We start from the raw sequence: 13,605 nt of genomic DNA, 5'->3' as shown, positions 1-13,605 counted from the left end.
TGGCTTAATTTTTAGCTATCAAGTGATTTAAAACCTGGTTGAAAGCATGGAGTGCCCATTCGTTTTTTCCGTAATGCAAATAGGGAACAGCATTGTCGTTAATTGATTCTTGGATTGAAGCGCCCAGTGCCCAGTCCTCATCAAGAGTACGGTTTGTGATTTCGTTATTTTTTTGCCAGTGACTAATTTGTTGAGGGTCTTGTAAATCTGCAGACTCAGGAATTAGCGTGCTGATTGAAATTTCTGTTTCGTCAACAGAAATAGGACGCATTTGAATAAGGTCGATATGTTCTTTTTGTACTAACAACCCCATGTTAGGTGTGAAGTAATAAAGCGTATGGCTACAGTCATGCATGGAGAGAGCGTGTTGTTCAGGGGAATCTTCAGTAGTCAGTACCTTTGTGGGCATAAAAACCCTGAAATGATTACCAATTTGATCTATCACGGCCGTATTGTTGTGAAAGTAAGGTGCAATTGTATTCTTATGCGCAAAGGTAAAATGGTAGGTTTCAAATCCCCCTTCAGCAAATAGCTTCCAATTTCCTTTCCAAGTCTTTTTCGTGCGTTTATATACCTTAAAGTCATTAGTGTTTAGTCCCAATAACTCCTCTTCCATGTCACCTAAGTGCTCGCTTAAAATTGTCTTAAGATCAGAATCTCCAGCTGTATTCGGGCACATCCAAACAAATCCATACATTTCCACTGAAGGGATTTCAATTAAGTTGTTTTCGGATTTGTCTAAAGAAGGGAAGCAGTGACTGTGGCCTGGTACATTGCTCAATTCACCATCTGTACTATATGACCAAGCGTGGTATGGGCAAATAATTCGTTTACTACAACCTTTGCCATCGACTAACTTTGCACCTCGATGACGACATGCATTTCTTAGAACGTGAACTTTACCAGAAGCATCCCGACTCACAATCAATGAGCCAAGCGTAGTTTGAACAGCCTGATAGCTATTTGGCTCTGACACCTCTGACGAATGAATTAGTACAGTTGGTACACGATGATACAGCGATGAAATCTCTTGCTTGAGCGTTTCTGTAGATACATACCTGTCTAAATCTACTTTGCGCTCATCACCTTTTAGTGAAGTAGTTTTGTTAAGGATTTTACTTTTTGCATCCGCAATTAGTGCCTTTTCATCAGAGCTCATTTTATTCGCCTCATTTGGTGACTAGAATCTGCTTACCGTTCGGTAAGTTCGTTTACAAAATACTTACCGCATGGTAAGTTGTCAACACTATTTTTAACGTTTGGTTAACACGAAGTGAAGAAAGACACTAAGTCCAGGCTTATAGATGAAGCAGAGATACTGTTTTCTAGAAACGGGTTTTATGGCACCAGTATTAATGATGTAGCGAAAAAACTTGGGGTAAGCAAACAGGCGCTACTCCATCACTTTACGACAAAAGAAAAGCTTTATGCTGCTGTATTGGAAGAGGCTGCAAATTACTTGTTACAACAACTTGATTCCATAAAACAAAGTCACAACAAAGCTAAAAAGCAGTTAAGCGAATTTATACTCGAGATATCACAGCCTAATGATAAACAGCTAAGAGTGATTATTTTGTTACTCAGAGAGCTGCTTGATAATCAGGAACGTGCAGATAAAGTCAGCAAATGGTTTTTAGGTCCGTGGTTAGATGCGTTAGTTGGAATAGTCGAGCAAGCTCAACGTGATGGGCATTATGAACAGTACGACCCTATGGCATTTCTTTACCATCTTCTAGGGGCTGTTCAGTACTTCCTTATTTCACAGCCGACACTTAAGCAACTTTATGGTGAAGAAGCATTTGAGAGTCAAAAAAAGGCGCATATGGCATTATTAGTTAACATTGTTGAACACACATGAGCGGAAGGCGTTTATTTAAGTCACTCCTTTTATTTAGCGTTCAAATTGGGCTTTTGGTCGGTCGCCACGCGATGGACCGACACTCGGACGGTGCGCTAGCGTGCCGTTTACCCAAACCGCAGGCACAAAAAAACCGACTTAAAGTCGGCTTGCTCTCTATTTAAAGAGAATGGTACCAGAGGCCGGACTTATGATTGGTCGCCAAGCGATGGGCCGACACTCGGACGGTACGCCAGCGTACCGATTAATCAAACCGCAGATACAAAAAAACCAACTAAAAAGTTGGTTTAGAGATGGTACCAGAGGCCGGACTTGAACCGGCACGCTATTTCTAGCAACGGATTTTGAATCCGTCATGTCTACCAATTTCATCACTCTGGCATCACATTGTAATGGCTAAGCGCCAATGCGATGCATTATAGCGATGCAGCGCGCGCATACAACACTTTTTTTCGTGAATTATCTTCAAGTGTTGAAAGTTTATACATTGAGTGCAAATAACATCACGCTTAAACAAAGGTCTCACAATGTGGTCTTATGAGTGACATTAAAGGCCATATCTATACTTATTGGGAATAGGGAAGCTGGTAGGCAGGTGTTATGCTCACATTTTAAACACTACACCAGTGCTGGTACATCAAGATTGCTGTCTGATCCAATCAGCTCGTTTAAAACGCTAGTAGGTCTGTCAAGGCCACTGGAACTTTTATTTACGATGTATCGCACGGTAGCTAGTATCAACGATGAACATTTCTCAGTCTGAAAAGCACACACTTAAAACAGTATTTTCCCCGCGTGAAGTTCAATTCAATGGAAGGCCCTCTATGAAAGCGGAAAAAGTGAACCCACTAAGAAGCTTCCACAATATCGTATCTAATCAGTCGTTAGATTTTGATGAGAAAGTGGATGCACTACTGCGCTTTGGTCTCGACCTGTTTGGCTTGGAAGTTGGTATTGTGAGTCAAATCGTGGATGATGATTATACGGTATTTAGAACTGTTAATAATGTTGATGGTCTTGATGCCGGAATGCATTTCGACCTTGGCTTAACCTATTGTCATTACACAATTAATAGAAACAAAGTGGTTGGGTTTAACCACGTAGGCTTTTCAGAAATTGCTAGCCACCCCTGCTACGAAGCACAAAAGCTTGAGGCGTATCTCGCTGCCCCAATAATTACTGATAACACGGTATTTGGCACCATTAATTTCTCTGCTGCTAAACCTGTCGACCGGTTTGAGTCAGAAAGCTATGAGTTTATCGAGTTATTTGCTCAGTGGTTAGGTTCAGAAATCTCAAGAAGAGAAGTGCTTGAACAGTTAAAATCAAAAGCATCTACCCTCGCAAAACTAGAGAACGTAGGGAAGATAGGCTCTTGGTCTATCAACGTCGAAAGTTTAGAAACAAAAAAGACTAAAATTAAAAATAGTATTTTGGAGAAAGTCGACCTTAACCGTAACAATGTGGAATGGAGCGACCAGACTCGGCAAATTCACGAAGCTCCCGAGCATTACCAACCAACATTTGAAGAGGCGTTTAACTTCTATACCGCTGGCGAACACCGAAACGAATTAATGAAAGCAGTGGATTTGGCTATTCGTCACGGTAAGCCGTGGGATCTCAAAGCACAAATAACAACGATGAAGGGACAGCGTCGTTGGGTAGTCACGAAGGGCGAGGCAGAGTTCTTCGAAGATAAATGTACAAGATTGTTTGGCACGTTTCAGGACGTTACCAATAACGTAGAAGCATCAAAAAAACTGCAATCAGCAAAGTATAAAGCCGAGCAAGCCACTAAAGCTAAAAGTGACTTTTTAGCTAATATGAGTCATGAAATAAGAACCCCAATGAATGGCGTACTTGGTACGCTGCAGTTATTAGAACGCTCAAACTTAGATTCAAAATCACAGAAGCTTATATCAAAAGCGAGCTTCTCCGCGACGAGTTTGCTTACAATCATCAACGATATTCTGGATTATTCGAAGATTGAAGCTAACCAGCTGACGTTAGAAAAGCAGCCTTTTTCAATGTGTGATGTGATGGAGCATGTGCACTCAGAATTAAGCCTAGAAGCCACTGAAAAACAAATAGCGTTAAAATCCAGTATAAGCAAAGATTTTGTTGATGGGTGGAAAGGCGATGTAGTGAGGGTGAGGCAAATTCTTCTTAACCTGTGCGCCAATGCCGTTAAATTCACCAAATCGGGGCAAGTTAGCATAGCATTGATGAACGACAGTTCTTATTCTTCAGACGCTTTACGTTTCACCGTAAAGGATACGGGTATTGGCATGTCTGAAGAAGCGCAGGCACGGATATTTGAACGTTTTACTCAGGCTGACTCATCTACAACTCGTAAATTTGGTGGCACAGGATTGGGTATGTCAATCACGGTTAGTCTGGTTCAAATGATGGGTGGCAACATTGAAGTTGATAGCGTTCCTAATCAGGGAACAACAATTACGGTAACCTTACCCCTTGAGCACGCAAACTTAGAAGGCAAAAAAACTGCTTCCCAAACGGACGATGTTCCTAACCTTTCAGGCAAGACAATTCTTATTGCCGAAGACAACGATATAAACACCCTTGTTATCGAATCTATGTTAGCACCGACCCAGGCATACTTACATTTTGCTAAAAATGGGGTTGAGGCACTTGAGCAGTTTTCCAAAAATACACCCGATCTAGTGTTAATGGATATCCAAATGCCTGAAATGGACGGACTTCAGGCATTTGCTGAAATACAAAAGCTAAATCAGAGTGTTCCCGTTATAGCACTTACTGCAAATGTAATGACCACGGACATAGAGCACTACGCCAAGGTCGGGTTTAATGCGCATTTGGCTAAGCCTGTAAAACTCACGGTTTTGTACGATTTACTTCGCAGCGTACTGACCGCTTAGCTGCTATTTCACTAGTTCTTGTCGCACGAGTTCGGCACCTGCTGCCAGTGCGCTTAACTTTGCGCGAGCTATATGACGAGGTAACGGGGCCATTCCACAATTGGTGCAGGGATACAATTTGTCTGCATCCACAAATTTCAGTGCCTTTCTTAACGTAGTGGCTACTTCCTCAGGGGTTTCAATATCATGGTTGGCTACATCTATTGCGCCGACCATCACTTTTTTACCGCGGATAAGCTCCATCAGCTCCAGCGGAACTTTAGAGTTGTGGCACTCAAGTGAAATGATATCGATGTTTGATTTTTGAAGCTTTGGAAAAATGGTCTCGTACTGACGCCATTCTTCTCCCAAGGTTTTTTTCCAATCTGTATTCGCTTTTATGCCATAGCCGTAGCATATGTGCACGGCCGTCTCGCACTTAAGCCCTTCAATCGCGCGCTCTAAAGCAGCCACGCCCCATTCGTTAACGTCATCGAAAAACACATTGAAAGCAGGTTCATCAAATTGAATGATATCGACGCCAGCGGCTTCCAATTCTTTGGCCTCTTGGTTCAGAATTTTAGCGAACTCCCAGGCCAGCTTTTCCCGGCTTTTATAGTGAGCGTCATATAACGTATCAATCATAGTCATTGGGCCGGGTAGGGCCCATTTAATGGGTTGGGAGGTTTGGCTTCTAAGAAACTTGGCATCTTCCACAAACACGGTGCGGGTGCGCTTAACGGCACCAATTACCCTTGGTACGCTGGCTTCATAGCGATTTCGAATTGTCACCGTTTCTCGATTCTCAAAATCCACACCGCTTAAGTGTTCGATAAAGGTGGTAACAAAGTGCTGACGAGTTTGCTCTCCGTCACACACGATATCAATGCCGGCGCACTGCTGTTCGTGAAGTGACAGCTTTAACGCATCGTGCTTGCCCTCAGGCAAAATATCTTGCGCTAGTTTCCACGGTGACCAAAGCTGTTCAGGCTGCGCCAGCCATGCTGGTTTAGGAAGACTGCCTGAGGTGGAAGTGGGTAATAGTGTTTTCATAATGTATTTTTGAATAATAACCTAGTTGAGCTATTCCCATAGAAAACTAAAACCTTTAGAAGACCAAAGGGGCTACAGAAATAGTGAAAATGAGAAAATCGACAGCGAGCTAGCTGGTACAAGGCAGCTTGGCCTTTACCAAGCGCACTGTCGTGACCATTGGGTCAGCACTGTCTGATAGGGTGTAATAAACTTTTCCTCAACAAACTTGCCTTGTTCAACCGCTAATTGAGAACGTTCATCTCGGTCGTAAACAATTCGGGTAATGGAATGATCTTGGTGTTTGAGGTTCGGTTGATAGTGTTTACCCGCAATAGCATTTGCGTTATAAATTTCAGGCCGATAAATCTTTTGAAACGTTTCCATTGTGCTAATGGTGCTAATAAGCTCTAAATTGGTGTAGTCGTTTAGCAGGTCGCCAAAGAAATAAAAGGCAAAGGGGGCGACGCTATTAGGCGGCATAAAATAGCGCACGTTCAGTCCCATCTTTTTAAAATAGCTTTCGGTTAATGAGGTTTCGTTAGGGGTGTATTCTACGCCTAAAACGGGGTGTTCATTTTCTGTTCTCTGATACACCTTGTTGTCTGACACGCTGATGCATATTACCGGCGACTTCGTAAACTGCGCTTTGTAGGCCTCAGAGTGTACGAAGTGCTGGAATAGTTTTCCGTGCAGCTCGCCAAAGTCATCAGGCACACTGAAATGCGACTGTCCTTTGTTGTGATTAGACAGCACTACACTGAAGTCGTAATCGCGTATATACGATGAGAAGTTATTGCCAACAATACCTTGCGAGCGTTTGCCCGTTTTTGTGTCAACAATATTGGTTTGAAGAATTTCAATGGTTGGAAAGCTCTCTCCGTTGCCTTCGACATCCACATCAACCGATATGATATCAAGCTCAACAGTGTATCTATCTGCAGCAGCATTATCCCAAGTAGCAAGTGCGTTAAATCGATTGTCTATCATTTGCAGTGCATTGCGCAGGTTAACTTTTCGCTGCTTACCCCTCGCTAAATTAGCGAAGTTTGTGGTTACCCGAGTATGCTCAGAAGGCTGATAGTCTTCATCAAAACGAGTACGAGTGATAGTAAATTCAAATTCGTTAGTCATCGCTGTGTTGGCTCTATGTTTGGTGCTGAAAACAATAACCATGTTATACGCAATTAAAACCATGAATAAAAATGACTTAATTTCATTTTTATATGAGTTGAATTCATTGTTTTATGGTTTTTTGGAAAGTAGCGATGGCCACAAGGGCGATAATAAGAGGGGGATATTGATATTAAGAAGGAATATTAAGAAGGAATATTAACGGGAATTTAAAGATGAGTAGCCTGCCTAACAGGCAGGCTACTCTTTTTGCGAAACTTACTTTAAAAACGCTTACCCACGCTCACTGTAAAGGTACGAGGTAGCACTACTCGTGCGTTAAATGTTGTACTTTGGCCTGCAACTGTTTCACCTGCTCGAGGATCACCTTCGGATAAGCCTTCAGAATTATTAATATTTTTCACATCAGCCCGAACGTAGTAGCCATCTTCATTTTCAATAGCGAAGCCTAAGTTTAGCATTCCGTAAAATGGCAGTTCTGCAGTATTCGCGTCGTCCGCATAGCGTTTACCACTCCATGAGTAAGTCGCATTGATACTTGCTACGCCCCAAGCAAAATCTTCGAATTCATAGCTAGTAGTAAGCTGTCCAAAATGCTTGGGTACTCGCACTGGCATATTGCCATTAATATCTACTGTATCAACATTACCATCGCTATTAATAAATTCGGCTGCAGGGGTATTAACAAATTCTGGATCTTGATACGTGGCAGACAAGCCAACGCTCCATCCTTCTGTTACTTGCAGATTGAATTCGGCCTCAAGACCCAACGTTTCGGTATTGCGGAATGCTTGGCGTTGTACTACCTGATTATCTACCACCGTAGGAACGTTAAAGAATAAATCGTCTGCCGCAGCATAATAACCTGTTAAGAACGCTGCAACGTCGCCTGAGTTATATTTAAAGCCCAGTTCGGCCATTACTGTAGATGCAGGCTGTGTTTCTCGACGTTCAGAGCGATTAAACTCGTCTATCTCCTCTTGACTCGACAGGTCTGTAATCGCCATGTATTTGTCTACATCTGGCATACGGAAGCCATCTGCATATCGCGTAAATACAGCAAAATCCTCATTGACTATGTAGTTTGCGGCGACTGTCCACGCTAATTCGTTGTATTCAACATCAAAATTTCTGTATGTCCCTGCACCAAAGGGAAGAATGATATTGCCATTCACCGGATCCGAGTCGGTTGTAAAGCTGCTAATTTCATAATTCCCCGGATTTTCCGCTTCACCATTGGCTCTCAATGTTTCATATCGCGCACCAAGGTTTAAGGTTAAATCATCAATCTCATATTCAAAGTCGGCATAAGGCGCAATGGTTGACTCATTGTAAACAATGTTAGCAAAACCATGAGAACCGGCTTGTATGCCTTTATAGGTTCCACTTGCAATATCATTTCCTTCGGCATCTATGAAGGCGATATCGAGGCGTTGTGGCAACGGCTCAACAGATTGCAGTGTGTTAATGCGATAGTCAGTTACATGTCCATTTATATTCGATACGAACAAACCGAAAGTAGAATAGAATGTACCCTCATCAAAACCCTCATAAATATGGCGCATTTTTGTTTCGTTTTGTAAGTTGTCCCCTTCAAAACGGCGATGCCAGAATCCAGCATTAATACCAAAACCATTGGTGTTAAAGCTATCAACATTACTGTTGTTCGCTAACTCAAATCCGGTACCAGCGTCGACGACACGATAATTTAATTCACCACCAAATACCGCGTCGGCAAGTGCCTGCTCGTTGCTATCGAAAATAGCCTGTGCTTTGCCAGAAAGTGATTCAGCATTGCCAACATTAATTATGCCTGTAAAGGTTGTCAGCATATCCGTGTAGCGAACTTGGTTTGAAAACGTCCAAGCATCATTAAGCTCTACTTCCGTCGTATTACCGAAGTAAGTAACGTCGGCGAAGTTACCGTCGGTAACATCTAAGTCTATGTCGCCACTAGGCGTGTTTGCCAAACGCAGCAGGCGCGCACCTGCAGAGTTGCCTGTTGTGCCGTCACGAATATCCATACCTCCAGGGATCGTTTGAGCGTCAGTTGTAGAGCCTGTAAGAGGTTGGGGAATAAAGAAAAACGACTTATCGTTTTGTTTATTAAACTCGAACCGAGTAAAGCCGCTCGCGTCTTCGAAAAAGTATTTTACATTAGCGTTTAGCTCTCCACCTTGGTTGGCGGTATAGCCCGGGTCGCGAGCAGAATCGCCTTTTCGATACCACCCGCCAATGGCATACACAGTTTGCTCGTTAATCGAGCCGCTCACCCACGCTTGGGCCCCCAAACGATTGTTGCTGTTAGTTTCAAAAAATACATCTCCCTCAGTATCATCACCGCCTTCACGTGATAAAAAGTTGATGAATCCGGCTGGTGCACTACCTACGAAAATAGAGGATGCACCGCCTCTAATGGCTTCAACATTACCTATAAAATTAGAAAGGCGAGTAAAGCGGTCGTTTTGTGAAAATAAAACATCTTGGTTATAAAAAACCGTCATGCCATCGCGAAGTAGAGCGGTAAATTCAGTTTGCGTTGAAAGAGGAAAACCACGAGGAGCCACGTTGTTACCTGTTTCACCCCCCGTGTCTTCTGCATGAAATCCTGGAATACTTCGTACCAACTCACCCACACTATAAGGGGCCAAACGCTCTAGTTTTTCTTCACCGAACGTTGTCATAGCGTTAGTAGATTCAATTTTCTCTTTTGGTCGAGACGTACCGGTAACAATGATTTGCTCAAAATCTAAGCTGCTAGGTTTACTGGCTTCTTCCTCGGCGGTTTGTGCTATGGATGATTGTGAAATAGACGCAGTGACGGCGGCCGCGATAAGTGTAATTTTGGTTGAGCATTTCATAGTGTGTCCCTCTTATGATTAATTTCTTAGTGTAAGTAAATCCTGTTAATTGAAAATATGCCTTTGTGTTAACAGTGGTAACAAGATTGTTAACGAAATGTAGATTAATGAAATTAATAAATCAACTAATATTATTTAATATTTTTTGAACTGAATTATTGACCGTTATCGCAACAGTTTTGACATCGGTGGAAAATGCAAAGAAAACAAGCCGCGTTATGCGGCTTGCCGGTAGTCAATAAGAGAGGGTAAAGGCTTAGTTAAATAAGTTTTGGCTGTCTTGAGAAAAGTTGACTAATAACGGTAGGTTAGCGCATCCGATGGACTGAGCTTTACCGCCGATCGTACCATTCACTATTTGGCAAGGAGATAGGCCTCTAGTATCGGCTAAACTGATCTTCTCGGCTGTAGCCCTAATTATCTTTTCTCGAACTGGGGCCGGGATCGCGCCATCAATAACAATAGCTTCAAAATCAAAAATAGCCATCGAGCACAGCGCCGCATAAGCGAGGCCATCAGCCACTTTGTCTATCCAGTCATCAAGGGTTGGGCCTAACTCTCCCCAATATTCACTGGATTGCCAAAGTGCTTTTCCATCGTAGCCGGCATCGACTAACATCTTTTCAAGAATATACAACGATGATTGCATGATAAGTTGCTGTGAGGAGAGTTGCCCTTGTTTGTTTAGTATTGGCTGGGGCAACGAACCAATCGCACCAGCGTTACCCCTTTTACCTGTGAGGAGAGAGCCGTTAATAACCACTCCTCCGCCAATGAAGGTGCCAATAAAAACGTACATGAAATCATTAAAATGACCGGGGTTGCCGAAACTCAACTCTGCAGAGCAGGCTGCGGTATCATCGTTGCATACATACACTGGCAAGTTGATAATACTCTTGATTCCTTTTGTGAAATCAAAATCTCGCCATTCATCAAGAATGTTAGAAGGTGCGCCAGCCTCTTCAGCCCAACTCCATATTTCATAGGGGGTTGCCACACCTACGCCCATTATTCTCTCTCGTAGCTTGTCGCTTAAACCTAGTGTTAAGGCTTCAATGCCCTTTTCTAAAAACGATAATAATTTTGTAACGCTGGGATATTGGAAGTTTTCATGAAGCGTGGCGCGAACATTGCCATTTAAGTCAATTAATGTCAGGTCGAAGCTTCGTCTTCCTACCTTTAGTCCAATACCAAAGGCACCCTCTGAATTCAGCGAAAAGGGCACTAGAGGTTGACCTACCCGGCCCCGCTGTGGAGTTTTTCGAACTAAAAGCTCTTCTTCTTCTAAGCGCTTAATTATAACCGTGACTGCTTGTGCAGAAAGTCCAGTTTTATTGGCGATTTCGGCTTTTGGCAATGCATTATGTTGACGAATGAGAGACATGATTTTGCGCTCATTTTGCACCCTGAGACCGGATTGGCCTCGGCTGTTGCGAGACGATTGCTGGGATTTTATTTTATAGGTCATTATGCTTACTTCAACGGTAGGGAGATTGAAAATACCACACACAAGGTAAATGCTGCTCTATGAAAATAGGCTCATTAGGTTAATCCGGAGTTAATCAATTAAATAAATAAAGTTGATTTATTGACACGGTATTTTTTTGTTGTTTAAATGCGTTAACCAAAAATTAACATGCGACCGTAACCCATGCAACAAAAAGCCCCCTTAGTTTCCCGCGATATGTTACTGCCTTTTATTCTCCTTACGGTGTGTTTTGCAGCGTGGGGTACTGCGGCAAATATGACCGACCCGTTGGTTAAAGTGTTCAGTAAAATTTTTACTATGTCGTCACTTCAATCGGCTCTCGTTCAATTTTCTTATTATGGTGCTTACTTTTGTTTGGCGATCCCTGCTGCATTCATTAACAAGCGGTTTTCCTATAAAACAGGGGTTCTGACGGGCTTGGGGTGTGCCATCGTTGGTGCGTTTATGTTTTACCCTGCAAGCCAGATGATGACGTATGGCTTTTTTCTCGCTGCGCTTTTTATTTTAGCGGGTGGGTTATCGATTTTAGAGACCTCAGCAAACCCTTACGTTATGCGTATGGGAAGCGAAGTCACGGCAACGCGCCGTTTAAACTTTGCTCAATCATTCAATCCCGTTGGTACTAACTTAGGTGTATTTTTAGCGGCAACGCTAATTCTGCCTCAACTAAACCAAGCAACGGCTGACGAGCGAAGTAGTATGAGCGCAGAGCAAATCATTGCGGTGATGAGTGCGGAATTAGAAGCAGTAATGGTGCCCTATGTAGGGTTTGCCTGTGTGCTTGTCGTTATTTGGTTGGCAATTGCGATGACGAAAACGCCTACAGTCTGTCAGGCGCAGGAATCTAGTTCGAAAGTAGATTTTAGGGCAACGGTCAAAAGGCTGTTTAAAAATCGCCATTATCGCTTTGGTGTTGTGGCTCAGTTTTTCAACGTTGCGGCTCAAACTTGTGTTTGGACTTTCACCATTCAATACGTGATGGAGGTGCAAGGGGGAGATGAAATATCTGGAGGCAAAGTTCTTCAATACAGTATGTTGGTTTTTCTCGTATCCCGTTTTGTGATGACATGGATAATGGGTTTTATTAGACCCGCATTGCTTCTTACAATAATGGCAATGACGGCCTCTGCGTTTTGCGTCTGTATGGTAGCCATGCCGAATGAATATGGAATATGGGCGTTAATTGGAATATCAGCTTGCCTGTCTTTGATGTTTCCCACCATTTATGCGGTAGCGCTACATGGTTTAAAAGATGACGCAAAATTTGGTGCAGCAGGTCTTGTAATGGCTATCCTTGGTGGGGCATTAATACCACTACTACAGGCTTCATTTATCGACAACTATAGTGCTGCGTTTTCCTATATTGTGCCGGCAGGGTGTTTTTTAATTGTAGCGTCTTACGCTATTTTTGACCTCAAAGCAAAACAGAGAACTTAACGCCTTAGCAGGAGGAAAATATGTCATTGCACTTTTTATCAAGCATAACAGGCTCCTTTTCTCAGGGCGCATCTGAAAATCCAACGGTTGCCATGATAGAAGAAGCCTATAAAGATTTGGGGATAGATTGGCGGTACATAAACTGTGAAGTCTCTCCGTCTAATCTAAACGATGCAGTAAAAGGCGCAAAAGCAATGGGTTGGAAAGGGTTTAACTGCTCAGTTCCGCATAAAGTCTCGATTATCGAGCATCTCGATGGTTTGGGCGATTCTGCGAAGCTAATAGGCGCGGTTAACACAGTGGTAGAAAGAGACGGCCTGTATATAGGCGAGAATACTGACGGCAAAGGATTCTTGATAGGACTCACCGATATCTTAGATATCAAGGACAAACGGGTGTTAATTTTAGGCGCGGGTGGTGCTGCAAGAGCAATTTCCGTTGAGTTGGCGTTAGCCGGAGTAGAAAATATTGGCATTGTTAATAGAAATACTGACCGTGGCCGAGATTTAGTGAGTTTGATCAATCAAAATACGTCAGCGAAGGCGTATTTTATTGAGTGGGACCACACCGTTGCCGTAGAACAAAACATCGATATTCTAGTGAACTGCACAACTATCGGGTTATATCCACACACGAGCCAGCACGTTAATATTAATCTATCGCTCATGGATTCGCACACTGTTGTTGCAGATGTTATCCCAAATCCTCCAGAGACAAATCTACTCAAAACTGCGAAAAATAGGGGGTGCCAAACCATTAATGGGTTGGAGATGCTGGTAAACCAAGGGCGTTTGAGTATCAAATATTGGACTGGTCTTGAAGCAAATACAGACGTTATGAAAGCCACGCTCGACACTATATTCACCTAGCTTTTGTTTTCACGCCGACACTCGGTATACACAATGATTCTTTCAA

General features: G+C 42.9%; 9 protein-coding genes and 1 tRNA gene. 4 read left to right on the top strand and 6 right to left on the bottom strand.

Annotated features, from left to right (window positions below; genetic code table 11):
* Positions 1 to 4: 4 nt before the first annotated feature.
* Positions 5 to 1,159, bottom strand: coding sequence for an aromatic ring-hydroxylating oxygenase subunit alpha (locus tag JV36_RS0116840; RefSeq protein ID WP_032097322.1), 1,155 nt, complete (start codon positions 1,157 to 1,159; stop codon positions 5 to 7).
* A gap of 114 nt (positions 1,160 to 1,273) precedes the next feature.
* Here JV36_RS0116840 and JV36_RS19315 point away from each other — a divergent pair, with 114 nt between their 5' ends.
* The gene (locus tag JV36_RS19315) at positions 1,274 to 1,858 is read left to right on the top strand and encodes a TetR/AcrR family transcriptional regulator (RefSeq protein ID WP_052010322.1); all 585 of its coding nucleotides are present in this window, start codon (positions 1,274 to 1,276) and stop codon (positions 1,856 to 1,858) included.
* A 294-nt stretch (positions 1,859 to 2,152) separates the two neighbouring features.
* Here JV36_RS19315 and JV36_RS0116830 read toward each other — a convergent pair.
* A tRNA-Leu gene (locus tag JV36_RS0116830) sits at positions 2,153 to 2,239 on the bottom strand.
* A gap of 443 nt (positions 2,240 to 2,682) precedes the next feature.
* Here JV36_RS0116830 and JV36_RS0116825 point away from each other — a divergent pair.
* Positions 2,683 to 4,758, top strand: coding sequence for a GAF domain-containing hybrid sensor histidine kinase/response regulator (locus JV36_RS0116825; RefSeq protein ID WP_052010323.1), 2,076 nt, complete (start codon positions 2,683 to 2,685; stop codon positions 4,756 to 4,758).
* 3 nt (positions 4,759 to 4,761) lie between these two features.
* On the opposite strand, the gene JV36_RS0116820 is transcribed toward JV36_RS0116825, so the two are convergent.
* From JV36_RS0116820 to JV36_RS0116805, 4 genes are all read right to left on the bottom strand, one after another.
* The gene (locus JV36_RS0116820; RefSeq protein ID WP_032097323.1) at positions 4,762 to 5,790 is read right to left on the bottom strand and encodes a methionine synthase; all 1,029 of its coding nucleotides are present in this window, start codon (positions 5,788 to 5,790) and stop codon (positions 4,762 to 4,764) included.
* Positions 5,791 to 5,925: 135 nt separating this feature from the next.
* Positions 5,926 to 6,903, bottom strand: a complete 978-nt coding sequence (locus JV36_RS0116815) for a DUF1852 domain-containing protein (RefSeq protein ID WP_032097558.1) — start codon at positions 6,901 to 6,903, stop codon at positions 5,926 to 5,928.
* A 263-nt stretch (positions 6,904 to 7,166) separates the two neighbouring features.
* Positions 7,167 to 9,764 (bottom strand): TonB-dependent receptor, encoded by a 2,598-nt coding sequence (locus JV36_RS0116810; RefSeq protein WP_032097324.1) that lies wholly within the window; start codon positions 9,762 to 9,764, stop codon positions 7,167 to 7,169.
* Positions 9,765 to 10,020: 256 nt separating this feature from the next.
* On the bottom strand, positions 10,021 to 11,232 hold the full coding sequence (locus JV36_RS0116805) for an ROK family transcriptional regulator (RefSeq protein WP_235207874.1): 1,212 nt from the start codon (positions 11,230 to 11,232) through the stop codon (positions 10,021 to 10,023).
* A gap of 183 nt (positions 11,233 to 11,415) precedes the next feature.
* Here JV36_RS0116805 and fucP point away from each other — a divergent pair, with 183 nt between their 5' ends.
* On the top strand, positions 11,416 to 12,690 hold the full coding sequence (fucP, locus tag JV36_RS0116800) for an L-fucose:H+ symporter permease (protein WP_032097325.1): 1,275 nt from the start codon (positions 11,416 to 11,418) through the stop codon (positions 12,688 to 12,690).
* 20 nt (positions 12,691 to 12,710) lie between these two features.
* Complete coding sequence (gene aroE / locus JV36_RS0116795; protein WP_032097326.1) at positions 12,711 to 13,559, top strand: shikimate dehydrogenase; 849 nt, start codon at positions 12,711 to 12,713, stop codon at positions 13,557 to 13,559.
* Positions 13,560 to 13,605 lie beyond the last annotated feature (46 nt).

Origin of the sequence: Alteromonas sp. LOR (assembly GCF_000753865.1) — a bacterium.
Taxonomy (GTDB): domain Bacteria; phylum Pseudomonadota; class Gammaproteobacteria; order Enterobacterales; family Alteromonadaceae; genus Alteromonas.
This window is presented reverse-complemented; position numbering and strand designations above follow the sequence as displayed.